The sequence below is a fragment of the Fimbriimonadaceae bacterium genome (genome assembly GCA_019454125.1).
Classification (GTDB): domain Bacteria; phylum Armatimonadota; class Fimbriimonadia; order Fimbriimonadales; family Fimbriimonadaceae; genus JALHNM01.
Genome location: CP075365.1, coordinates 1,169,928 through 1,194,348 on the forward strand (window position 1 = coordinate 1,169,928; position 24,421 = coordinate 1,194,348).

Annotated in this window: 20 protein-coding genes; 15 read left to right on the forward strand and 5 right to left on the reverse strand. The window is 60.7% G+C overall.

All coding sequences use genetic code 11. The features are described 5' to 3' along the window. Nucleotides 1–24 precede the first annotated feature (24 nt). Nucleotides 25–1,095 (forward strand): ribosome small subunit-dependent GTPase A, encoded by a 1,071-nt coding sequence (gene rsgA / locus KF733_05795; GenBank protein ID QYK56992.1) that lies wholly within the window; start codon nt 25–27, stop codon nt 1,093–1,095. A gap of 182 nt (nt 1,096–1,277) precedes the next feature. On the opposite strand, the gene lpdA is transcribed toward rsgA, so the two are convergent. The 3 genes from lpdA to KF733_05810 form a co-directional block, all read right to left on the reverse strand. Further along, a complete protein-coding gene (lpdA, locus tag KF733_05800) occupies nt 1,278–2,843 on the reverse strand; it encodes a dihydrolipoyl dehydrogenase (GenBank protein ID QYK56993.1) in 1,566 nt (521 codons plus the stop codon). An 82-nt stretch (nt 2,844–2,925) separates the two neighbouring features. Beyond that, nucleotides 2,926–5,040 carry a hypothetical protein gene (locus KF733_05805; protein ID QYK56994.1) on the reverse strand — a complete coding sequence of 705 codons (2,115 nt, stop codon included), beginning with the start codon at nt 5,038–5,040 and terminating at the stop codon, nt 2,926–2,928. Further along, the gene (locus tag KF733_05810; protein ID QYK56995.1) at nt 5,037–5,768 is read right to left on the reverse strand and encodes an SDR family oxidoreductase; all 732 of its coding nucleotides are present in this window, start codon (nt 5,766–5,768) and stop codon (nt 5,037–5,039) included. The genes KF733_05805 and KF733_05810 overlap by 4 nt, the downstream gene beginning before the upstream one ends. 153 nt (nt 5,769–5,921) lie before the next feature. Between KF733_05810 and KF733_05815 the strand changes: the two genes are divergently transcribed. Next, the gene (locus tag KF733_05815; protein ID QYK56996.1) at nt 5,922–7,004 is read left to right on the forward strand and encodes a class I fructose-bisphosphate aldolase; all 1,083 of its coding nucleotides are present in this window, start codon (nt 5,922–5,924) and stop codon (nt 7,002–7,004) included. Between the two features lie 62 nt (nt 7,005–7,066). Here the strand turns inward: KF733_05815 and KF733_05820 are convergent, their stop codons facing one another. Next, nucleotides 7,067–7,537: a hypothetical protein gene (locus KF733_05820; protein QYK56997.1), complete on the reverse strand. Its 471-nt coding sequence runs from the start codon at nt 7,535–7,537 to the stop codon at nt 7,067–7,069. A gap of 140 nt (nt 7,538–7,677) precedes the next feature. On the opposite strand from KF733_05820, the gene KF733_05825 reads away from it, so the two are divergent. The 9 genes from KF733_05825 (at nt 7,678) to KF733_05865 (ending at nt 18,181) form a co-directional block, all read left to right on the forward strand. Beyond that, nucleotides 7,678–8,973, forward strand: a complete 1,296-nt coding sequence (locus KF733_05825) for a TolC family protein (protein QYK56998.1) — start codon at nt 7,678–7,680, stop codon at nt 8,971–8,973. Continuing rightward, a complete protein-coding gene (locus tag KF733_05830) occupies nt 8,966–10,744 on the forward strand; it encodes an HlyD family efflux transporter periplasmic adaptor subunit (protein ID QYK56999.1) in 1,779 nt (592 codons plus the stop codon). Before KF733_05825 ends, KF733_05830 begins: the two co-directional genes overlap by 8 nt. Continuing rightward, entirely contained in the window at nt 10,741–11,958 is a 1,218-nt protein-coding gene (locus tag KF733_05835; GenBank protein QYK57000.1) for an ABC transporter permease, read from the forward strand. The genes KF733_05830 and KF733_05835 overlap by 4 nt, the downstream gene beginning before the upstream one ends. Continuing rightward, the gene (locus tag KF733_05840) at nt 11,951–12,721 is read left to right on the forward strand and encodes an ABC transporter ATP-binding protein (protein ID QYK57001.1); all 771 of its coding nucleotides are present in this window, start codon (nt 11,951–11,953) and stop codon (nt 12,719–12,721) included. The genes KF733_05835 and KF733_05840 overlap by 8 nt, the downstream gene beginning before the upstream one ends. Before the next feature lie 164 nt (nt 12,722–12,885). Then, nucleotides 12,886–14,412, forward strand: a complete 1,527-nt coding sequence (locus tag KF733_05845) for a globin-coupled sensor protein (protein QYK57002.1) — start codon at nt 12,886–12,888, stop codon at nt 14,410–14,412. 165 nt (nt 14,413–14,577) lie between these two features. Then, entirely contained in the window at nt 14,578–15,249 is a 672-nt protein-coding gene (locus KF733_05850) for a sugar transferase (GenBank protein ID QYK57003.1), read from the forward strand. A gap of 64 nt (nt 15,250–15,313) precedes the next feature. Continuing rightward, nucleotides 15,314–16,396, forward strand: coding sequence for a hypothetical protein (locus KF733_05855; GenBank protein QYK57004.1), 1,083 nt, complete (start codon nt 15,314–15,316; stop codon nt 16,394–16,396). 197 nt (nt 16,397–16,593) lie between these two features. Beyond that, nucleotides 16,594–17,514, forward strand: coding sequence for an exosortase/archaeosortase family protein (locus KF733_05860; protein ID QYK57005.1), 921 nt, complete (start codon nt 16,594–16,596; stop codon nt 17,512–17,514). Between the two features lies 1 nt (nt 17,515). Next, nucleotides 17,516–18,181 carry a hypothetical protein gene (locus KF733_05865; GenBank protein QYK57006.1) on the forward strand — a complete coding sequence of 222 codons (666 nt, stop codon included), beginning with the start codon at nt 17,516–17,518 and terminating at the stop codon, nt 18,179–18,181. Here the strand turns inward: KF733_05865 and KF733_05870 are convergent. Next, on the reverse strand, nt 18,178–19,059 hold the full coding sequence (locus KF733_05870; GenBank protein ID QYK57007.1) for a decaprenyl-phosphate phosphoribosyltransferase: 882 nt from the start codon (nt 19,057–19,059) through the stop codon (nt 18,178–18,180). The two genes, KF733_05865 and KF733_05870, sit on opposite strands and share 4 nt — an antisense overlap. Before the next feature lie 77 nt (nt 19,060–19,136). Between KF733_05870 and KF733_05875 the strand changes: the two genes are divergently transcribed. From KF733_05875 to KF733_05890, 4 genes are all read left to right on the forward strand, one after another. Then, nucleotides 19,137–20,525 carry a hypothetical protein gene (locus tag KF733_05875; protein ID QYK57008.1) on the forward strand — a complete coding sequence of 463 codons (1,389 nt, stop codon included), beginning with the start codon at nt 19,137–19,139 and terminating at the stop codon, nt 20,523–20,525. Nucleotides 20,526–20,540: 15 nt separating this feature from the next. Then, entirely contained in the window at nt 20,541–21,686 is a 1,146-nt protein-coding gene (locus KF733_05880; GenBank protein ID QYK57009.1) for a glycosyltransferase family 4 protein, read from the forward strand. A 107-nt stretch (nt 21,687–21,793) separates the two neighbouring features. Next, nucleotides 21,794–23,296, forward strand: coding sequence for a hypothetical protein (locus KF733_05885; protein QYK57010.1), 1,503 nt, complete (start codon nt 21,794–21,796; stop codon nt 23,294–23,296). Beyond that, complete coding sequence (locus tag KF733_05890; protein QYK57011.1) at nt 23,293–24,414, forward strand: glycosyltransferase family 4 protein; 1,122 nt, start codon at nt 23,293–23,295, stop codon at nt 24,412–24,414. Before KF733_05885 ends, KF733_05890 begins: the two co-directional genes overlap by 4 nt. The last annotated feature ends 7 nt before the right edge of the window (nt 24,415–24,421 follow it).

Here is a 24,421-nt window from a genome sequence, read left to right on the forward strand (position 1 = left end):
CCTCGACCCCGGAACTACCAGAACTTGAGAAAGGACATATCCCAGCAGTTGGCGGCAAGGCTCGCCCATCTTGAATCCGACCAAATCGACCTTCTCGTCGCCCGTGCTCGTCAGCTTCGAGCTCGGTCCAAGGGCAAGGGGCCTGATACGCCCGTGTCCATCGACACCTGGGTCGAGCGCGTCCTGCGCAAAGACCAACGCGAGTTTGCCGCCTCGGAGGCCCTTCTCAGTGGCACCGTCGTGGCCGTGACCACCAATACGTGCGCCGTCGAGACCGAGCCTGGCACCACGGCCTTCACCGCCCGGCTCTTGAGTCAATCCGCTGTGGTCGGCGACCGCGTCACGGTAGGCCAGGGCCCGACCGGCGATTGGGGCGTCGTCGAGGTCGCCCCTCGCCGCACCAAGCTGTCCCGCCCCGATGTGCAAGAAGCCGGGCGCGAGCGGGCCATCGTGGCCAACGTCGATATCATCGTCATCGTGGTCTCGGTCGTCTCGCCACCTTTACACCCGCGACTGATCGACCGGTACTTGATCGCCATCCAACAAGGCGGGGCCGAGCCGCTTGTTTGCGTCAACAAGATCGACCTGCTCGAAGACCCCGACGAGTTGCTTGCACTGGAACCCTATATCCGGCTCGGGATTCGGGTAGTGCAATGCTCTGCCCGTGAGGGAGTTGGGTCGAGCGATCTTCGCACGGCTCTTCGAGGCAAGGCGTGCGCGTTCGTCGGCCATAGCGGCGTTGGCAAGTCCTCGCTCGTGAACGCGCTCAAGCCCGAAGCGGCGCTGGCGACCGGCGCGGTGAGCGAGGGCTACGGACGAGGCACGCATACTACGACCGCCTCGTCGCTCCACCACCTGGCCGACGGTACGGTGCTGATCGACACCCCCGGCGTGCGCAGCTTCGGCCTGAGCGATCTTAGCAAGGCCGAGGTGGCGGGCTACTTCCCCGAGTTCGCTGGGCTGAAGTGCCGATTTCGCAACTGCCGTCACCTGAGCGAGCCCGACTGCGCCGTCCTGGCCGCAGTGGAGTCCGGCCAATTCGACCCCGCCCGCTTCGCCTCCTACCGCCGGCTTATGGAGGAGGCGTCCGACTGAGCCCTGCCCGCCGGCTTAGGTTCCCAGGTGTACCGGGAGGTACCTCTTCTCCAAGCCGGTGGGGCGAGATCACGACCGTCCTTCGGTCTTCCTCTCTGATTCAGACTTGGTGACTACCTTTTGTTCTAACCCGTCCTTCTTGAGGCGAGCAATCACATCCCGGTAGGTCAAGGCCTACCAACCTACATCTTATGGATCGCGACCCCGTGCGTGTCTTCGTAGGCTTCCAGGAACGCTTCGGTCATGGTGGGGTGGGCGTGGATGGTGTCGACCATCGCGTCCACGGTCGCTTCGAGCTTGATCGCGGTGACCGCTTGGGCGATGAGGTCGGTCGCGTGGGCGCCGATCACGTGCACGCCGAGCACTTCGCCGTACTTGTGCTCGGCGACGACTTTGACGAACCCTTCTTGCTCGCCGGCGGCCATCGCCTTGCCGAGGGGGCGGAAAGCGAACTTGCCGACCATCACGTCGTAGCCCTGCTCCTTCGCCTCGCCTTCGGTGAGCCCGACGCTCGCCACCTCGGGATTGGTGTAGATGCAGTTCGGGATGGCGCGGCGGTCGGCCCTCCGGCTGGGCCCGCGCACACAGTTCTCGGCTGCCACCTGGCCCTCGTAGCTCGCCGTATGGGCGAGCTGGACCCGTCCGGTGACGTCACCGATCGCGTAGATGTTCGGCACGCTGGTCTGCATGAAGTCGTTCACCTCGATGCCGCCGCGGTGTAGCTTGACGCCGGCCTGTTCGAGTCCCATCTCGTCTGTGAAGGCGCGGCGGCCGACCGCGACCAGCACGACGTCGACCTCGACCTGTTGCTGTTCGCCGGCGGACGTTTTGACGTGGACCTTCCAGCCTTCGCCGGCACGCTCGAGTCTCTCGACGGCGGTGCTCGTCATGAGCTTGATGCCCTGGCGACTAAGCTGCTTGCCGAGCTCGGTGCCGAGATCCTCGTCCATCATCGGCAGCACGCGCGGCATCATTTCGACCACGGTCACCTCGCTTCCCAGGCCATTGAACACAAAACCGAACTCGACGCCGATGACGCCGCCGCCGATGATCAGGATGCGTTTGGGCAAGAACGGCGCGGTGACGGCGTCGTCGCTGGTCCAGATGTTCTGGTCGCGGCCGCCTTCAAGGCCGGGGATGGGCGGGACGATGATCTTGGAGCCCATCGCCAGAATGATGTTCTTCGCCTTGATCGATTGGCTCTTGCCGTCCTTTTCGACCGTCACCGTGTTCGGGCCGGTGAGGCGGGCATAGCCTTCCATCGATTCGACGCCCTTCTTTTTGAACAGCATGCCCACGCCGCCGCGCAGGGTCTTGACGATCTTATCGCGACGGTCCGACATCTTTTTGAAGTCAAAGCCGATGTCGCCCTTGATCTCGACGCCGAAATCGGCAGCGTGCTTGACCGCGTGCAACCTCTCGACGCTCGCGATCATTGCCTTGCTCGGAATACAGCCCCAGTTGAGGCAGGTGCCGCCGTGGAACTCCTTCTCCACGCAGACCACCTTCGCTCCGAGGAGGGCGGCACGGATGGCGGCCACGTAGCCGCCCGGGCCAGCTCCGATCACAACGAGGTCGGTATCAAACTGCTCTTGGGCCATGGGTTCCGTCTGTTCCTTCGTGCCGGGGATGTCGGCGATCTGCCGGATGAGGCTCTCGACGCCGGACTTTGGCAACACGGTGGGGCTTCCGGCAATCGCCTCGGTCATGTTCCCCCGCGCCCCGGCCGTCCCTGCGTCTTGCGGCACTTCGAAAGTGTACCGAGCGCGTTGGGCTGGGAGTAGTTCGGGACGGGAACAAAGCCTGGGGCTCCGGGTCTTGACCCATCGCTTAACCGATAATGATCTCGATGTTTCCGGGTACCTCGAGAGTCTCACCCTTGGAGAGCTCTTTGCCGTTGACAACTATCGAGGACCTTCGCTTCTTCGGGACGTACTTCACTTTGAACGTGCTCTTCTCGCTGCCGAGGGCTTGGAAACTTAGACGCCCTTTGCTAGATTCCCTGCGAGCAAGCGGATACTCCGAAAAGAGCCATCCAAGGTCGTCCAGAAGAGGATGATACGCGAGTTTACAGAATAGGAAGGGCATGCCCGCTCCATAGACTTCTTGTCCGACAGACCCCGCCGGGCGGCCATCGGCATAAAGGTCTTCCAATGGGATCGAAAGATACCGCATGATTTTTCCGTTACGGATCTCCGTCGCGAGCGCTTCCTTCTGAAGTTCATCGGGGAAGAACGAACGTCCGCGCGTCAGGCCATACTTGAAGAACTCGGCTGCTAGGTGGCGTGTGCTATCGCTCAAGGCTTCTGCCGATTCTTGGAGCATTTCTGCGAGCGCCTCGGTTGTTTCCGCGCACTCGTACGCGGCCATGTACGTGGCGTCTGAGAGGCAATGGACTCCCAAGAATGTTTCGTAAGACTTTGCCGCTTTGAGATCGGAGCTCCAAATAACGGTGTTATGGAGGATGTTCGCGAAGAACCCATCCAAGACCTTAAGGAAATGCTGATCTTTGGTGTGGCGCCAGAGTTTCGCGCAAGCTACACAGCCTAAACTGGATAGGTTGGCCTGGTAGAGCAACTGGAATCGATACTGAAGAACCTTGTCTAAAGCCTTCCTGGCCTCCTCCAAATACCGGTCTTCACTGGTGAGTTCGTACGCTTGCACCATGACATAGGCATAGATGCCGCCTACGTCCGTCTGGCCAGGTTCGCCTTCCTTGCGGTTGTGATCGGTAACCTCGAGCGTCTTGAGGTTGTACTTCACGGGCCACTCGTACTTGAATTTGTGGGCCGCAGTTATCCCGAACTCGAGTCCTTGAAGGAACAAGGTTTTAGCCCATTCAACTCCGTCCAGCGCCATCCTTCCAAGGGACGAAAGGGGATGGTAAAGGTACCAAGCATCGACTTCGTCGCGGTCTTTGTCCTTGCCGACGTTCGGCAAGTATCGTCTAACCGTTCTCAGTTCATTATCGAAGAAGAGTCCGACGCCTTCTTGCAGAGCTTCATTGAGCTTGACAGGCTCGCCTCGCCAGCGACCGTAGTCATGAAGGGACCGGATTATGGCCAGCTGACTCATGCTGTCCGGATACTCGCTATCTACGTACGGTCTTAGGAAGAGCTTGCCAAAATCGCGGCGCTTGACCTCTTCTGTATCTTCCAATGCCTTAAGAGTGTTCTGAGCCCTCTTCGGCCACTCCCCCGGGTTGGTCTCGGGCCGGTCTAGACGAGAGTAGACCTGCTCAGATAAAGCTAAGAAGCATCGGAAGACGTCAGCGGGACGATTCGAGGTCTTCTGGCCGAGCTGGACGTGCGTCGAGTACACAGCGTATTGCTTGCTGGGTTGCAACGTTTTGCTTTCGCTAGCAGGCGGGCGATAGCCAAGCTCCGGCCATTCGCCACCAACAGTATCGTCAGGGGAGGAATCTAAACGTTCGAAATACGGCTGTAAGGTCGTGTAGTCCTGAAAGTAGTAGAGGCAGAAGCCATTGGCGTCTAGGAACAGGGCACCCGCGCTAAGCCCCTTTTGGGAAGCGTGTACGACGCCTTTCGAAGATGCGGGCGAACCGTCCGGGCCGATGAGGAAGAGATCGCGGGGCCAATAGGGTAAAGCGATTTCGACTTTAGGGGTGAGCACAGTGTCGACAGTCAGCCCAAGATGCTCGGCCTGATGGATACGAAGTGTCACCTTTTGTTCACCCAGATCAGACTGGATCGTGTAACAAAGAACCTGATCTTGCCAAGATTCGGTCGAGAGGGTATAGTCAACACCCCAAAGGAAAGAGGTGCGGAGAGCAAATCCGCCCTCATTTGAGGGTTGGTAGAGAAGCCAGACACTCTCTTTTCCACACTTGAGAACGAGCGGGGCTGCCAACCCTTCGAATGGCTTTAACCTTTGCGCATCGCGTATATCTTCTCCAAAGGCCAGTAAGTTTGCGGAGAGAGTCATTCTTTCGCTTTACTCGGTTGGCATTGGATACGGATGACGCTACTGCGGCGCGGTTGGGAAAGAGCGAAGATGACGCACGCGGCGATGTCTTCGGTCTTGAGCATCTCATGCTTAGCCTGGAGTTCGGGAAACTCATCTTTCGAGAGAGAGTCCGTTGGCATTTCTGTTCCGACGAGGCCAGGCTCGATAAGCGTGACGCGAATATTGTCCTCCATAAGTTCACGCCGCAAAGAATCGGCGAAGCCATCTATCCCAGATTTGGTCGCAGTATAGATGTCTGTGCCTTTTTCCCGGCCATGGGCGCTCATGGACCCAATGTGGACTATGTCGCCGTAGTCCTTCTGCTTGATGCGCTTTACCGCTTCGCGGGTGCATTGCAGATACCCCAAAAGATTCGACCTCACGACGTAGTCGGCATCCTCATAGTCGGAATCGATGACGGAACCCGCGCCAATAGCGGCGTTGTTTACAAGAATATCAAGCGTTCCTAATTTTTCGTCGACTTCTCGAAAAATGGTTTCTATCCCTTCTTTCTCGGCTTGGTCCGCGACAAAACCTTGGACACCCTCGCCGATCTCTTCCAACGCTTCTTTAAGCTCCTTTTCGTGACGGCCGTAGAGTAGGACTTTGCACCCTGCCTCAGCGAGCATTTTAGCGGTCGTTCTCCCGATGCCTGTCGTCCCGCCAGAGACGAGCGCAGCCTTACCGTTTAAGCTTTCAGTTTCCATGCGACTAACACCCAGAGGATATAACGACAAACGCGCGTTCGCCCGTGGTCCGGTGGCACCGTCCGATTTTCAGCGTGGAGCTGCCGGAGTTCGGCGAAGTCGACCCGCTTCTGCACTCCCACCTGGTCGAAATTCTGGGACCATAATAGAGCCATGCCAGCCACGCTCTCGCGAAGCCTCGACAAGATCGTCGAGATTCTCGGTGGAGACAGCCTCTTAGAGCACCAGTGCCGCACCATCGATAAGTCTCTGTTGCACCTGCCGGGGCCGAACTACGTCGACCGAGTCTGGATGCAGACCGATCGCAACCCCCAGGTCATGCGCAGCCTGCAGCAGTTGTTCGACACCGGTCGTCTGCGTGGAACGGGTTACCTGAGCATCCTCCCGGTCGACCAAGGCATCGAGCACAGCGCCGGCGCGAGCTTTGCAAAGAACCCGGCGTACTTCGATCCGGAGAACATCGTCCGGTTGGCGCTCGAGGGCGGGTGCAACGCGGTCGCCTCGACCCTTGGCGTGCTGGGGGCGTGCAGCCGCAAGTTCGCGCACCGGATCCCGTTCATCGTCAAGCTCAACCATAACGAGCTCTTGACCTACCCGAACAAGTTCGACCAAATCCTCTTCGGCCAGGTCGAACAAGCCTGGGAGATGGGTGCGGTCGCGGTCGGCGCGACGATCTACTTCGGAAGCGAGGAGAGCGGCCGGCAGATTGTGGAGGTTAGCGAGGCGTTCGCACGGGCCCATGAACTCGGAATGGCGACCGTCCTCTGGTGCTACCTGCGGAACAATGCGTTTAAGAAAGACGGCACAGACTTCCACACTGCTGCCGACTTGACGGGGCAGGCCAACCACTTGGGCGTCTCAATCCAGGCTGACATCATCAAGCAGAAGATGCCTGAAACGAACGGCGGCTATAAAGCACTGAATTCGGGCAACTCCAGCTATGGAAAGTTGGACGAACGGATCTATACGGAGCTGACGAGCGACAACCCGATCGATCTGTGCCGGTACCAGGTGGCGAATTGCTACATGGGTCGTTCCGGGCTCATCAATTCGGGCGGGGCCAGTGGCGCGAACGACTTGCGGGACGCCGTCACGACCGCGGTGGTGAACAAGCGGGCGGGCGGCATCGGCCTCATCTCTGGACGAAAAGCCTTCCAGCGTCCGATGCACGAAGGCATCGAAATTTTGAACGCGATCCAAGACGTCTATCTATGCGAAGACGTCACAGTCGCCTGAACGCGAAAAGCAGGCGGGCCTGCGGTTGCTAACCGGCCCGCCTGCCTTCTAATAGCGGCGCTTTACTTGCGGGTGAAGGTGACCGTGCCCTGGCCCGAATCCCCGACGAACTTATCGTTGCCTTCCCACTTGATCGTGCTGGTCTTGTTCGTCTGGGCCTGGGCGAGGAACTGGTCCTCCGTCTGCTTCTTCACCATCGACCAGTTCTGCTTGGCGAACCCGGTCAATCCGCTCTCTGTGGCTTCTGCCGTAGAGACGTCGATGGTGAGCTTGTCGCCTTCCAATTTGTACTTCCCGTCGATCTTCAGGTTGATGGTCGCCCCTTTGCCTATGCCCAGGGCCGATTGCTGGCCGTCACCGGTGACGACCACGTTCATCGTCACTCGGTCCGGTTGGGCAAAGGTCGCGGTGGCCGTTGCGCCCTGCTGCTGCATCTGCGGGGCCGACATGTCCCAAGTCCCAGCGATGGAGGGGCCGGTCTGACAGCCGAGGACGGCGAAAATCGGGAACAAGATAAGGACGCCGGAGCGCATCTTGACATTCTAACCCGTTCCGCCGAGCCGGTCACGCCGCGGCATATGCCCGTATTTGCCGCTCCCCCGAAACTTCAAAGGGGTCTGAAGGGTACTTACTAAAGTGCCGACGTCTGGCGTCGGCTAAGGCTTTATAGTTGATGCGACCCAGAACCTGTGCCGCCCTCGCGCTCGCTTGCCTCGCCCCGCTCGCGGCTGCGCAAGAGGGCCGGTTGGATCTTTCCCAAGCCCTGCGGCTCGCGCGAATCGGAAACGGGAACGTCCGTTCGGCCCGCCTGAGCGTCGAAGCGGCCCGTGCCAACGCCCGCGCCGCGAACGCCGATTACTTTCCGACCGTCACGCCGACGCTGCGGCAGCAGTACGGCCGGCTTGAACAGCGGACCGGCCGCTTCGCTGGAGGCTCGGACCTCCAGTCCCGCGACGCGAGCCTCACCGCTTCCTGGCTGCTGTTGGACAATGGCACCCGGCGGCTGAACGTGCGGCGGAGCGAGACCAGCCGCGACGCCACCTTTTACACGGCGCTGGAGACGTACCGCGGCGTCCTCTTCGATGTCCACACCACCTTCTACAACGCGCTTCGGACGCAGGAGCTCTTGCGAATCCAGCAAGCGGGCGTGGACCGGGCGAAGAAGCTGGTCGAGCGGGCCGAGCTCCGAGAGGAAGTGGGTGCCGGCCCGAGGAAGGACATTTTGCAGGCGCAGGCCGACCTGGCCAATGCCCAAGTCAACGAACTATCCGCGGCAAGCAACGTCACCACGAGTGAGGCGAACTTGAAGGCTGTGATCGGATGGCCGGAAGACGATCTACCTCCGCTGGAAAAGCCGGCGACCAGTGACTTGACCATGCAGGACGTGGCCTTGGGAGCCTTAGAAAGCGAGGCGCTCGCGAACCGCCCTGCCCTCATCGCGTCGCGCAAACGGCTAGAGAACGCTCGGTACAACGTTGACGCGGCCCGGCTGAACGCTGGCGTCACGTTCAGTGCGCGCGCGACGTACGACCGGTCCTTTGCCGAGGACGTGGCCGACCAGTCCCTGCTCGTCCTCCAAGCCAGCCTGCCGCTCTTCGACGCTTCCCGCTCCCGCGAGGAAGTGCGGAGCGCCCGGTTCACGGCCGAAGCCCAGGCCGCCGACCTGCAGCAGCAAGAGCGCGACGTGCTTGCCGACGTGGAGTCCGCCTTCCAGGACTACCGCCTCAACGTGCCTCGCTACGAGGCCGCCCAACTCGCACTTCGGGCCGCCCAACTGAACTATGAAGCCGCATCAGGCGCCTTCGACGAGGGGGCTGCCGACCTGATCGAGGTGCTGACGGCACAGGTCAGTTTGACTACGGCGGAGACAAACGCGATCCAAACGTTGTATGACTTATTAGTCTCCGAGGTTCGGTTGCGACTCGTGACGGGCCGCCCACTGCCCGGAGAACTCGATTCGGATGAATAAACTTCTTGTCGGTGGAGGCGTGGTCCTGCTTGGTGGCATCGCGTGGTATGCCATGGCTAGCGGCACCCGCGGCGGCGCCGATGTCGAATACCGCTATGGCGCGGTGGAACGCGGCGAACTAGTTCGTTCGCGATCGTCGACGGGCGTCCTTGTCCCCCTCACCCAGGTCGACGTCAAGTCGAAAGCGGGCGGTCGAGTGATCGAACTGCGGGTCGAGGAAGGCAGCGTCGTGAAGAACGGCGACGTCATCGCCGTGATCGATCCGGAAGACACCCGCTCCGCCTATGAGCAGGCCGCGGCCGACCTGACCTCGGCCCAGACCCGCGTCTCGCAAGCCCGAGTGACGGCCGAGATGGAGGGGAAGAACGCCTCGATCCGGGTCCGCGACGCCCAGATCGCCCTCGACCTGGCCCGCATCAACCTTGCCAAAGCAGAAGAGCGGAACCGGGCTCAGCCCACCCTGACCGAAGCGGAGGTCAAGACCGCGGAAGCGGCCCTCGCCTCGGCCCAAGAGAACCATCGCCTCATCCGGGAGGTCACCAACCCGCAGGGGAGACGCCAGGCGGAGACGGACTTGGCCCGCGCCCGCGCCGCCCTCGCCACAGCGGAATCCGAGATGGAGCGGCAGCAGCGGCTCCTTGAGCGCGGGTTCGTCGCGCAAAGCGCCGTCGAACAGCAACGGGCGACGCTCGAAGCGGCGCGTAGTTCCGAGAGGGTCGCGCAGCAGCGGATGGACACGCTCCAAGCGGAGCTTGACGCCCAGCTCCGAGCGTCCCAAGCCAGGGTAAACCAAGCTGAAGAAGCCTTGCGCCAGGCACGCGCCAATACCAACCAGGTGACGCTCACCAGCCGCGACCTCGACCAAGCCCGCAAAGCGGTCGAACAGGCGCGGATCGACCTCGAGAAGGCGAGGTCGGACCAGGCGAACGTCCAACTCCGGCGCAGCGACGTCGTGAGCGCCCAGGCGAGCGCGGTTCGAAGCAGGGTGGCGGCCCAGAACGCCCGCGTCCAGCTCGAGAGCACCACTGTCGTCGCCCCCCGCGAGGGCGTCGTCACCCTGAAGTACCTGGAAGAGGGCACGATCATCCCGCCGGGAACCTCGACCTTCGCCCAGGGGACCAGCCTTGTCCAACTCAGCGACGTGACCCAGATGTTCGTGGAGTGCGCCGTCGACGAGTCGGACATTTCCAGCGTCAAGCTTGGCCAGCGCACCCGTGTCATCGTGGAAGCCTATCCTGGGAAGCCGCTGGACGGTCTGGTCCGGAAGATTTACCCCGCGGCGGAGACGACCCAGTCCTTGACCACGGTCAAAGTCCGGGTGGAGATCTTGCCCCAAGCGCTGCGCAGGGCGGAAGCCGAGAACCGCCCGCTTCGGCCGGGCATGAACGCCACCTGCGAATTCTTGGAACTCGACAAGAAGGACGTTCTCATCCTTCCGCAACAGGCGATCCAGCGTGAAGACGGCAAGACTTTTGTCAAGGTCAAGGGTGCCGACCCAATGGCTCCCATACGCCGTGAAGTCCAACTCGGCGAAAGCGGCAACGAAGGCGTCGAAGTGCTCTCCGGACTCAACGAGGGCGATGAAGTCGTTGTCGCCGAGCTGGACCTGAAGGCCATGCGCGAGCGCCAAGAGCGCATGACGCAGGCCGAGCAAGGCGGCGGTCTGGGCTCCCAAGGGAGAGGCGGCCCCTCCCAGTCGCGGTCTACTGCCGGTGGCGGCGGCCGTGGCGGTGGGGCCGGTGGTGCGGGAGGAGGCGCGCGGGGCCGATGACGCTCAGCGACTCGTTCGAAAGCGCTCTGCGGGCGATTTCCGCGAACAAGCTGCGGTCGGCGCTGACGATGCTGGGCGTCGTGATCGGCGTCGGCTCCGTGATCGCGATGATCGGGATCGGCGAGGGGACGAAGCAAAAGTCGCTCGCCGAGCTCGAGATCACGGGCGCCAATCGGATCTCGGTAATGCCGAACCGTGGTCGTGCGAGAGACGTCGGTTCAGCGAGCACCTTGCGCACAGAAGACGTTACAAGGCTGCAGAAAAGTGTGCCTCTGATCAAGTACATAACCGGCGTGGTTTCCAGTCGGTTTAGCGGTCAGACGGTCGTAAAGTTTGGGAGTAGCAACGCGCGGACGAGCGTGACGGGCGCCGAGCCGCAAATCCGTTTCATCGAGAACGCCAATAAGATGCACTCGGGGCAGTGGTACGATGAGATGGATGAGGCCATGGCGAACCGAAAGGCCGTGCTCGGATATACGGTCTACGACAACCTCTTCGCTGGCGATAACGCGATAGGCGCGACCATAAAGGTTAACAACCAGAACTTTGAGGTCGTCGGCGTTGTCGACTATAAGGGAGGCAGTGGTTGGAACAATCCGGACGACCAAGTCTACATCCCCCTGCACACGGCGCAGACGAGGTTGCTGGACTCTAAAGACCGGGTGAACTACATCACCATGCAAATTTCGAGGAGCGACCTTTTGCCGCTCGCCCAGGGCCAGGTGGAAGACACTCTTTACGCCACAAGGCGTAGCGCGACTGGGGAAGAGTTGTTCCGCGTCTTTAACCAGGCTGAGGCTTTGCAGACGATCGAGACCCAGTCAACTTTGCTTTCGCTTTTGCTCGCCGGCATTGCGAGCGTTTCGCTGCTTGTCGGCGGTATTGGAATCATGAACATTATGTTGGTCTCAGTTACTGAAAGGACAAAAGAGATTGGACTGAGAAAAGCCATAGGCGCCCAGAAGAACACGATCCTCACGCAGTTCCTTCTGGAAAGTGTCGTCATGTGCGTGCTCGGCGGCACAATAGGCATAATCCTAGGCGCCGTTGCAGTGCAGTTCGTGGCAAAAGCCCTCCAAGTGCCGCAAGTCATTAACTTAACGGCTGTGGGAATGGCGTTCGCCTTCTCGAGCATCGTCGGCGTGTTCTTTGGGCTTTATCCGGCCATCCGGGCGAGCAACCTTCAACCGATCGAGGCCCTGCGCCATGAGTAACCAGGTCGTTGAGGAGCGCGTTCCTGTGCCGTCGGACGTTGCCGTCATCTCCGTGAGCGGTCTTTCAAAGGACTACGTCATGGGCGAAAACGTGGTGCACGCCCTTCGCTCGGTGGATATCGAGATCAAGGCGGGCGAGTTCGTCGCCATCATGGGCCCTTCCGGCTCGGGCAAGTCCACGTTCATGAACCTCGTCGGTTGCCTGGACAGGCCCACGAGCGGAACTTACTACTTAAACGGCGACGAGGTGAGCAGGATGGGTGATAACCAACTCGCCGAGATTCGAAACCGCTACATCGGCTTCGTCTTCCAAACCTTTAATCTTCTGCCCCGCACAAGCGCCCTGAAAAACGTCGAACTTCCCCTCATGTACGCCGGTGTGAAGAACCGGGTCGAGAGGGCAAAGGAGGCGCTGGCCAAGGTCGGGCTGGGCCAGCGGGCCCACCATAAGCCCAACGAGCTTTCAGGGGGCCAGCAGCAGCGCGTCGCCATCGCGCGGGCCATCGTTAACGACCCCGTCTTGATCCTCGGGGACGAGCCCACCGGGAACCTGGACACCCGAACCGGCGAGGAGATCATGGCGCTCTTCCAGGAGCTCAACCGAGCCGGTAAGACGGTGGTGGTCGTCACGCACGAGGACGACATCGCCCACCACTGCAAGCGTGTCATCCGGTTCCGCGACGGGCGGGTCGAGCGCGACGAGATCATCGAGAAGCCCACCGACGCCCGCGAGGTCCTCGCTACGCTCGGAACGGCTGAATAGCGTAGAAAATTGCCGAAAAACAGGGAGTCCGGCTTTTCATAAAGCCCTGTGTCTCTTGCTTGCGCTTTCCGAAAAGGAAGTGAGGCGTAATGCCAAGAGGGAATGAGAGCGTGCTTTGCCGACATTTTGGAACCGACGACCGGGAGCGATCCGCCCGGCTCATCATGAATCGGATCGATGCTTCCGACCGCCAAGCGATCCGAGACCTTAAGCCAGTTTTTGACCGAATCATCGACTCTGTGGTGGATGAGTTTTACAGCCACCTGCAGCAGTTTCCCGATGCCATTGCCGTGGTTCTTGGCGCCGGGAGCAGCATCGAAAAGCTTAAGAAAACGAACCCGCGCTACTTTGCGGACATGCTCCGTGCAGAGTTCGACGAGTCCTACTTCGAAAGCCGCTACTTTATCGGCAAAGTCCATGCACAGATCGGGCTTGAGCCGAAGTGGTTCTTCGCTGCGATGAGCACCTACTACGACACCATTTTCCCCGCGATCGTTAACGCGTACAAGTTTAATCCGGGCAAGCTGGGCAAGGCTCTCGCGGCGTTGCAGAAGGTCTTCAACGTCGACCAGGCGCTCATCATGGAGGCGTACGTCGAGTTCGGCTTCGTCGCCGAGCTTCGCGACGTCGTCGACAAGAGCCTTGCCGTGAGCGAGCACCTTTCGACGACCAGCCAGCAGCTCCGCTACGCGAGCGAGGAGTCGGGCCGGGCCACCACCGAGCTGGCCCACGTCAGCGAGCAACTCGCCCAGACCGCGACCTCGCAGGCCGAGGCCGGGCAGAACGCGGCCGGCAGCGCCAGTGAGCTCAGCGGATCCAGCCAGAAGATCGCGGACGGCGCCAACCGCCAGGCGGCGGCAATCGAGAAGGCCGCGGCCGCCATCGAAGACGTCCAGGAAAGCATCACGACGATCAACCAGCAGGCCGCGACTTGGGAACAGATCCGCGAGCGGATCGCGGCGATGGAGCGGGTCCGCCAGACCGTCCTGGAAACGGCAGACCGCGTCGGCGAAATGAACAAGTCTTCGGACGAGATCGGACGGATCGTCCAGACGATCGAGGACATCGCCGCCCAGACCAACCTCCTCGCCTTGAACGCCGCCATCGAGGCTGCGCGCGCCGGTGAGGCGGGGCGGGGCTTTGCGGTCGTCGCGGACGAAGTCCGCAAGCTCGCCGAGCACTCCTCGACCGCCACAAAGGAGATCACGAACCTGATCTCTGCCGTGCAGTCCGGCAGCCACCAGGCTTCCGAGTCGATGAAGCGCACGATCGAGGACGTCGAGGGCGCCGCCTCGGTGACCCTAGAGGCGGCGGGTTGCTTGGAGCAGATCCACCAGGTCGCCAACTCGACCTCGAAGCAGAACAGGGTGTTGACGGAGTCGATGTCCGTCGTGGACGACGTCACCCGCTCGAACCTGGAACTCCTGAAGGTGATGCGGAACGAGATCGAGAGCCTCAACGGGGTCATCGAGAGCGTCGCCGCGATCGCCCAGGAGAACTCGGCTTCGACCGAGGAGATGAGCGCCAGCACCCAAGAGATGAGCGCCCAGGTCGAAGAGCTGGTCGCCTCGGTTCAGGAGGTCGACCATCAGGTCAGCGAACTCCGCGACATCGTCGGCCAGGCGCAGAAGGTCATCGCCAAGGCGCGACGGAACCAGGCAAACCTAGAGGTCCCGCGGCTCGCCGCCTAATGGCCGTGCAATTGGAGGCTGGCGATTTCGCTAGGTCGCAAACCGCCAGCCTTAAATTGCCTCAGATCGGCACCGACTATGCTATCATGAATCGTGTCGGGCGCGGCATCGCGGCCGCGAGATTTGCCCCCTTTGCGGGGTTGCCCCAAGGATAGGAAGGACACGATGGCGAACGGCGTAACGGAGACCGTGCCTTTGGCCAATCAGCGGTTGGTCGAGGTTGAACCTCGCGTCATCACCTATCGAAAGCGAAAGCGGATCTTGGACATCTTTGGCTCCGGCACACTCCTCGTCCTGCTCTTTCCTCTCATGCTGGTCGTGGCGATCTTGGTCTACCTGCAGGATCGCGGGCCGGTCTTTTACGTCTCCAAGCGCGTCGGGCGAGGGGGCCGGGTCTTCCCGTTCTACAAGTTTCGGTCCATGTACGTCGACGCGGACAAGCGGCTGGCCGATCTGAAGGCTAAGAACGAGAAGGAAGGGCCCATCTTTAAGATGAAAAAGGACCCCCGGATCACTCCGGTCGGCCGGTTCATCCGGAAGTACAGCTTGGACGAGCTGCCCCAGCTCTTAAACGTGTTCAAGGGCGACATGAGCCTTGTCGGCCCGCGCCCGCCGATCCCCGCAGAGGTCGTCCAGTACAACGACTTTCAGAAGGAACGGCTGTCGGTCCGCCCGGGGCTCACCTGCTATTGGCAGATCATGGGCCGCAGCGATCTTAGCTTCGACGAGTGGATGGAGCTGGACCACCGGTACTTGCGTGAGATGAGCGTTTGGACGGACCTGAAGATCCTCATCAAGACCCCCATCGCGATCCTGAAAGGCGACGGGGCCTACTAGGCTCGCCGGAGTCCCCAGCCTCCGACCTCGGAGCCCGGCACGGGCGTCAGAACTCTACTAGCCGATGCCCGAGCTTCCGCGAAACCCCAGGGGCGAGGTGCGACTCCAACCCGACGCCGTTTACTCTTGGGACAGGGCCGAGCCCTGGACCTTGGGGGAGGACGTCCGGGTCGTCGGCAACGGGGCAAGGATCATCGACGAGCGTGTGGACCGGCCGACGATGGTCTTGGTCGGCGAAGGCAACCGATTGGAAGATTTCATCCTTATCGGCAGCCCGCCCGGCCCCCATCTGACGCCGCTTTCCTCCGGCCTGGGCAAGGTGTTCGATGGGACGGCGAGGCCGCGGCTCCTGGCCAGCGCCTCGCACCACGACGTGAGCCAAGCGAGGATCGTGATCGTCGGGGTCGAGACGGCCTTGAAGGGCCTGACTGTGAGGAGCGCGACGGGCGTCGTCTTCCTGGCCCGGCCCAGTGGCCTCAGCGCACGGGGCAACTCCGTCACGGATTGCCGCTTCGAGGACTACCGCTTCGCGGTGCTCGCCAGCGCCCAGGAGCGGATCGCCTTCTCCCGCGTCCGGGGGCGGGCAAAGGTCTCCACGACCTTTCCGCCCGGGCACCTCATCTATTTTAACGAGAGCCGACTGGGCACCGAGTACCTCCGGTCGCGGGAGATCGAGATTCGCGATTGCCGCGACGACACGGACGATCTCGGCGGGCTCGACCATTGCACGTTCAAGTTCAAGGGGGTTGATGCGTTGCGCCTGACGGATTGCGTGACGCACAACCCGTGCGGGGCGCTGGACGCCTGGGACTCCAGCGGCACCATCCTGCGGCTCTCGATGGACTCGGACGGGGAGGGCCAGCCCAACCCGGTCTTCGGCGCCTTCCGGATCGGGTCCGATATGCCGAGGTACGGAGTCCCCACCGACACGCTCCTGCTGGAGAACTGCTCCTTCGACGTCGGCCGGACGACCGCGCCGGTCTATCGGGTGGAGACCCCCAACGTCCGGTTCAAGGACGTGATGGTGCGCGGCGGGGCCGATGCGGTGGTGTGGGAAGGTTGCTCCGATGCCGGGGTCCGGCGGGCGGAGGAGATTTTTGGCCTCGCGAGCAGGCTGCCGTACCCGAACGCCTCCCAGGGTTCCTGAAGGTCGCTACAGTAAAAGAACCGGTTTCGCCACGCTTAGGCGGGACAAATCCGGGATCGGACGGGCCAAACATGGCACTGTTGCGCTGAAAACCCGGGTGGTTCGGCACGAAAATCGCATAATAGGCGGAAGGAACCCCCTTCGGTACCAGATCGGAACGATCTGCGAAGGGCGCACGTTTCCGAAAAGGAGTACTCATGTCGTTGCCGGAATCGACCGCTCCCGCGTTCGAGGCCCCAATTGCCGACGTAAAGGCCCCCCAGGCTTCTGAGCGTCGGGCTTTCAATTGGCAGGCCCTCCTCACGAACAAGGTCTTTTTGGCCTCGATCCTTGTTCTCGCTGCCGTTGTCTTCTGCTTCGCGCCCTTGATCCCCGAGATCAAGAAGCGGTGGCTGGACATGGACGGCTACTACGCCCACGGCTTGCTGATCCCGCTCTGTGCGGCCTACTTGATTTGGGACAAGTGGGACCGGATCAAGGAGATCCCGGTCAAGGGCGTCCTCTGGATGCTCGTGCCGATGGGGGTCGTCCTCTACATCTCGATGGCCGCAGCCCGCGCCATCATGCCCTCGGCCCTGTCGGTGCTCCTCGTGATCGCCCTCGGGCTCAGCGTGGTCTTCCTGGCCGGCTGGCGATGGCTCTGGGCCACCCTGCCGTCGCTGCTCTTCCTCCTCCTCGGTTTCCCCGTGTTCGACCGGGTGATCGACTCGTCCACGATGCCGCTTCAGATCAAGTCGACCTCGGTCGCCTATTACATCTTGAAGGCCGTGGGATTGAACCCCTTGCGGCTTGACCCCACCGTCATCCACCTGGACAACTTCGACTTGAACGTGGCCGCCGCGTGTAGCGGCCTCAAAACGACGATCGCGGTCTCGGCCGCAGTCATCTTCTTCATGCTGATCGCGAAGCTTCGGTGGTGGGCCAACTTGCTCCTGGCCGCGATCGCCATCCCCTTGAGCCTCATCATCAACGGGGTCCGCATCTCGATGATCGGCATGGTCGGGAACTCGTACGGGCATGACGCCGGCATGCAGTTCCACGACTACAGCGGCTACATCGCCCTTGCCATGTGCTTCCTCATCCTTGGCTGGATCACGAAGAAACTAGGATACAAATAAGATGGTCGATAAGAACTTTTACATCCGGGTAGGCGTCCTCGTGGCGCTCTTCGGCACCTTCGGGGTCGTGAACAACGTCAACGCGTTCAGCACCGCCGGCCGCCCGCCGGAGTCTTGGCTCGAGAACATGGCGCCCGCCACCTTCGGCGACTATGAGCTCGTGCCCGAAGTCCCCGGCAGCAAGGTCTCATACAAGATGGACAAGCTCACCTATGATGAGCTGAACCCCATCGGCATCTGCGCCCAGAAGTGGAAGAAAGGGATCGAATCTTACGACGTAGTCATCATCGCGGGCGACCAGATGGAATCGTTCCACGATCAGCGCTGGTGCTTCGTCGCCCAGGGCTGGACCCTAGACCAGGAGAAGGTCATCAAGTTCCCGACCAAATCGCACGGCGACATCCCGGGCTACTTAGTTCAGATCGAGCGTCCCGGCATCCCTAAAACGTGGGCCCTCTTCACGTTCCAGGGGCCGAACGGCTTCCGCGCGACCACGCCGGAAGCCTCGAAGGACTACTTCATGCACGAGATCACGACCGGAAAGCGCTTCACCGGTTTCTCCTACCGCTTCATCCCGCAGTGGACAGGCGCCACCGCGGAGCAGGTCTTGAAGTTCGCAGGCGACTTTATCGACCGGGCGAACGAGACGAGCAAAGGAATCCTCTAATTCTCGAGGAACGGGAGCCGCGCCCCGCTGAGGGCGGTGAGCGCGGCTGCCACAAAGAGGACGATGCTCCCCCAGATGTGGGGGTCGCCAAACAGGATGTCCGCCGGCTCGCCGCCCTCGTCCTGCTTCAGGACTATCCACAAGTAGCGCGTGACCGCATAAAAGACGAACGGCGCCGTCAGGAGCAGTGCAGGATAGCGGTGGGCAGTCCGGCTCTCGATCGTATAGATGCCGTAGCACAGTGCGGCTGCTGCCGCGAAGAACGTGACAAGCCCGTCCAGGGCCTTCAGCGAGTAATCGGCCAGGCTGGCACGGCTCGCGGCCCGTTGGTCGCCCATCGCGATGAACTCGTTCCGCCGCTTGGCGAAGCCCAGCATAAGCGCCAAGGCCCCCGTGCAGAAGAGCAGCCACGACGAGATCGTAACGGGGATGGCGGCTGCCCCGAGCACGGCCCGGAGCACAAAGCCGGTCGAGATGAAAAAGACGTCGAGCACGGCCACCGACTTGCCCCGCAAGTTGTAGATCAGTTGGATGACGAGGTAGGCCACGATCAGCGCCAGGCTCGTCTTGTTGAGATAGAAGCCCAAGGCGGCGGCGCCGAGGACCAGGACGACCGCGAGGACCGCCGCGACCGAGACCGGAACCTTGCCGGAAGCGATGGGCCGGAGCCGCTTTTTCGGGTGGACACGGTCGCTCTCGACGTCCAGGATGTCGTTCCAAACGTAGACGCCGGAGCTCGCCAGGCACATCGCCACGAAGGCGATCAGCGCCCGGATCAAAGAATCGGGGTCTCCGGCCTTACCTGAGAAGATAAGAGCCCCGAAGATTAGGAGGTTCTTGGACCACTGTTTCGGTCGCAAGAGCTGAAGGTAAGGCATGTGTCCTAAGCCGACCTGTCGGAGCGGAGCGAGTCTACCAGGGAGTGCCGGTATCCTCTGCCAGCAGCCGGGCGCGAATGGGTGACACGCAAGGAAATCCTGGGATCCTGACGCGCTTCGCGTCCGGTGTGGCCGCGAACGCCTATTCGCAGGGCCTCACCCTGATCATCCAGCTTGTGATGATCCCTTTGTTGCTGGGCAACTGGGGCGCCGAGCTCACCGGCGAGTGGTTCATCCTCAGCGCGATCCCCGTCTACCTGGCCATGTCCGACCTGAGCTTCGGGACAACGGCCGGCAGCCAGATGACGATGCTGGCGGCCCGAGGGGACTATATCGGGGCGCTGAAGGTGGTCCAAAGCGCATGGGTCTTGGTCACGGCCGTTTCCGCGGCGTTGTTCTTGGTGTTCCTGGGCCTCACCGCCGCTTTGCCGCTGGCCTCCATCCTGAACCTGCACCTGATGTCAGACCCGGAGGCGAAGGCCATCATGGTCGTCCTCCTCTGCCAGGTCTTCGTCGCCCAGCAGGGCGGCATCATTGAATCGGCTTATAAAGCCTCTGGCCACTACGCCCGCGGCACTTTTTTCCTGAGCACGCTTCGACTGGTGGAGTTCCTCATCGGTGTCGGGTTGCTGCTGATGGGCGCGGATCCCTGGCTCTTCGCCATGGCCGGCTTGGCGGCCCGCGGCGTGATCTACTACCTTCTTTGGATGGACATCCGCCGACTCTGCGACTGGCTCTATCCCGGCTTCACCCACTGCCACCTCGACCTGATGAAGCCGCTCTGGGGGCCGGCCATCAGCTTCAACGCCTTTCCCCTTGGCTACGCTTTGAGCATCCAGGGCTTTGTCATCCTGGTCGGGGTTTCGCTGGGCCCGGCCGCGGCCGCGCTCTTCAACCCGATGCGGACCATGTCCCGGGCGGTGAACCAACTGGCCAACGCGATCGGCCTTACGGCCTGGGTGGAACTCTCCCGCGCCCTTGGCCGGGACGACTACGAGTTCGCCCGTCACCTTCACCGGCGTGTGACCCAGATCGCGATCTGGGTCGTGGGCGGGACCATCCTGCTCCTCGCCTTGTTCGGTGGGGCCATCTTCCAGTTTTGGACCCACGGCCGTCTCGTCTTTGAACCTGACACCTTTGCCTTGCTCCTGGTCGCGTCCCTGATCGGAAGCCTCTGGGGCGTAAGCTATGTCGTTGCGCTTGCCATCAACAGACACCAGAAACTCGCCGTGCTGTTCATCATTTCGGCCGGTCTGGGCTTGGGGGTGGGCGCAGCGCTGATCGGTACGTTAGGACTCAAGGGGGTCGTCTTTGGCATCATAGTGACCGAAACATTGATGCTCGTGGCTACATTTAACACCTCGATGCACATCCTGCAAGACGACTTCAAAGACTTTCTACCGGCGGTCGTGAAGCCGCCGACCGACCTTCTCGCCAAGCTATGGAGAAGGATCCACGCTTCTTAGACAAGACCTCGACTTATGCCGCCAAATCCGATCCGCGCCGTCCTCTCTTCGCCGTCGAAGTTCCACTTCTTCGACTTGGCGAGGGAATTGCTGCGCCGGGGCAGCTTGAGCGCGGTCATAACGGGTTATCCGATCACCAAGCTTCGCGGGGAAGAGATTCCGCTCAACCTCATTAAAAGCTATCCCTACTTCCACCTCATTTACCGAGGAATGATGGCTTTGGGGATCGACTTGGAGTATTACGACAAGGCGGTCTTCGACCAGTTCTCGGCGCGTGCCTTGCCGCAATGCGACGTCTTTATGGCCATGGCCGGATCCGCCTACAGGACCGGGTTAACGGCTAAGAAAAGAGGGATCCGTTTCGTTTTGGACCGGCCCTGCAGCCACATTGAGACCCAGAACGCCCTGCTCCGCGAGGAGGGGGAACGGGAAGGCATCCCATTCAAGGGAATTGACGCGGGTGTGATCCGCCGTGAGCTCAAAGAGTACGACGAAGCGGACCTGATCACGGTGCCGTCCACGTTCGCGCTCAATTCGTTCTTGGAGCGTGGCTTTGACAGAAACCGGCTCAGGTTGATCCCGTACGGCATCGACCTGAGCAAGTTTTTCCCGACCGAACCCCCTGACCCCGAACGGTTCGACGTCATCTTTGTGGGCGGCGTGATGCTGCGCAAAGGCGTGCCGCACCTTCTTAGGGCTTTCGAGAGGGTTAGGCACGACCGAAAGAGCTTGACTCTAATCGGCAATATCAACAAAGAGATGCAGCCTTTGTTGAACGAATATGCCTCAAAGATGTCCGTCGTCGCGACGGGGCACATCAAGCAGTCGGAACTGAAGGACCATATGAGCAAAAGCCATGTCCTCGTGCTTCCGAGCATCGAAGACGGCTACGGCGTCGTCATGAGCCAAGCAATGGCTTGTGGAACTCCCGTCATCGCGACCGACCACACGGGGGCCGCGATGCTCTTCGAGGATGGTAAGGAGGGCTTCATTGTTCCGGTTCGCGACGATGAGGCCTTGACATATCGGTTGCAGACGCTGGCCTCCGACCACGGCCTCCAGCGCCAAATGGCCCAGGCTGCGCAGACTCGAGTCGCCCAGATTGGGGGTTGGACCAAATACGGGGACGACATTGAAGCGATGTTTAGGGAGATAATCTAACCGGGTCGCGCAAGCGGCCCGAGTAAACTAAGGAGCGAATGGCACAGGTAGCCGCAGAGGCTATTCCAACTGTTCACAGAGGAATAGGGCGCGTAACCCCATGGGCTATGGGTGTTTTCGGCTTCTCCTTAGTCCTTTGTGCCTTTCAGATTATCACGGGCACCGACATCCTTTTCGCGCTTATGGTCATGCTCTTCGTATGGCTATCTGGCGCGACCATAGGCGTTCTGGGCGGTGTCTTTAACCTTCTAGGGCTCAGCGTCTTTATTCTCGCAGCCCAGCAGGTGGTCGTGTCCCAGATCGCCAAAGCCTGGTTCTTACAACCAGCCGACGTTCCTCTGAAATGGCCGATCGAAACCATGGGCATGTACTGCCTGGGGATGTTGGGCATTCTGCTGGGAGCCCTAACCTTTAAGGCCTTACGGATCGACCGGGCGCGGCCGCTGTTCCCTCCTATAACAGATGGGCGTACGCTTATCGTCTTGGCCTGGATACTGACGCTGATCGCCTTCGCTCGATTCTTCATCCTTGCCCGGTTCGGCGTCTATGAAGGGGCTTCGGGCGGTGTTTACGTCGGCGGCTTCGTCGGCCCGCTGAGGACCCTTACTTTCCTACCGACCCTCGCCGTGGCCTGCGGGACGGCGGCGGTCATCGTCAGGTCTGAAGGAAAGCGGTGCGTCGGATGGGTCAATGCTATCGCGATCCTTGTACCGATCTTGGCCGGGATCATCACTGCGATTCGCGCGGACACAGCCAGCGCGCTTGTCACATTTGGCTTGACCCTCTTAGCGTTCAGGTTTAAGTTAAAAGTCAAACACTACGTGATCGCCCTCTTGGCCGCATACGCCTTCCAGTTCATCATCTTCCCGTATTCCCTTTATGCTCGCGGCGAGGGTAAGGTCCGCATCGGCACGCTGGACCAGCGCATTGCCAAAGCTTTCTCGACGCTGTTCGACGTTGCCGTCGACCCTATCAAGTACCAATCGGAAACGACCAAGCCAAATCCTAGCGAACCTTGGAGTATTACAAGGTTGCGGTACTACGGTCAACCTCTACCAACTTTGGAAAGGTACAGCCAGATCATCTTTAACGACGAGATCGTCGACGCTACGATCCGCGGCCGGACGACCGGTTGGGAGACCACGGAAGCAGGGTTCGTCATGATCTTGCCGCGTATCCTTAACCCGCGCAAAGAAGCTTTCGGCACTTCGAACTCCATTGCCCATCGGGGAGAGGGCATCGTCGGCAAGACTGACTACTACACCCAGATCACCCTGAGCTTCATGGTCGATGCTTTTGGCAGTTTCCGGTTCCCAGGCGTCTTCTTCTTCTCGTACTTTATCGCGCTTGCTTATTTCACCGTGTATTCGTTGATGTTCAACACCAACCTTTGGAGGAACATTTACGTCGCATCGCTTGCCTTTACGACGACTTGGATTTTCTCTGAAGGTACGATTCAAGCGCAAATCCTTAACGTCGTTCAGAACCCGATCTACTTCATTCTCGTCACGTTACCCTTGGTGTTGATCGCCCGGACGCTTACCAAGCGGCTGCGTGAGGCCCCGTTCGTCTACGAGAAACCCAACCTGGCTCTTAGCAAGGAACAGTGAAGTCCAAGGCGGAGCTGAAGGTGATGCTTGTCGGCAACTATGTGCCGGACAAGCAGTACAGTATGTTGGGCTTTTACGACTGCCTCATTCAGAACCTACCTGGGTTTAATGTGTGCGTCGTTGCGAGCCAGCCCAAGCCGCGCTTTGGCCTTAACCCCGGAAAGACCGCGAAGTGGCGCGGATATGTCGATAAGTTTATTCTCTATCCGCGCGAACAAAGGTCGTTGGCCAAGCGTGTAGATGTCGTGCACATCTGCGACCAAGGGAATGCGATGTACCTCGCCCATGCGGGCGGAAAACCTTCGGTTCTGACTTGCCACGACGTCTTGCCCATCCGTGCGGCAATGGGACAGATAGAAGGGTGGGTCGTCGGCCCGACTGGGCAGAAACTGCAAGCATGGATAAAAAAGTCAATACCATTGGCCACACATATCGCATGTGCCTCAGAGGCCACCCTTGAAGACCTCCTCGGATTGAACATCGTAAGGGACGACCAAGTGTCTGTACTTTTGAACGGTTTTTACCGGCCACTTTTCGACATGACGAGGGAAGCGGCCAAAGCCGATCTTGCCAGGCTTAAGATCCCGGCCGACAAACCCTATATCTTGCATGTCGGCGGGAACTCGCCCTATAAGAACAGGGTCGGCTTTGTCTCGATCGCTCGTGAACTTTCGCGAAGGCCGGGATTCGAAAGCATGCGGTTCCTCATGGCTGGCCATGCGTTCGATGAAGAGCTCCAAGGCCATGTCCACAAGCTGGGCATGGAGACGTGCCTGTTCGAGGTGGTACGGCCGACGGACGAGACCGTCGCGGCCCTTTACGTTTGTGCAGACGCTCTGGTCTTTCCGTCGTTGCAGGAGGGCTTTGGCCTTCCGATCATCGAGGCCCAAGCGTATGGCTGCCCTGTCTTCACCTCGAACAAAGCACCAATGACCGAGGTCGGTGGCGACGCCTGTGTGTACTTCGATCCCCTAGATCCGGTAAGGGCCGCTGAATATATTACGGGCAATTGGTCCGAAAGAGAGACTTTGCGTGAGAAAGGTAGCCAAAATGCAAAGCGGTTCGCTACCGAACGCATGGTTGGGGACTATGTGACTCTGTATGGGTCCCTGGCCTGACTCACTG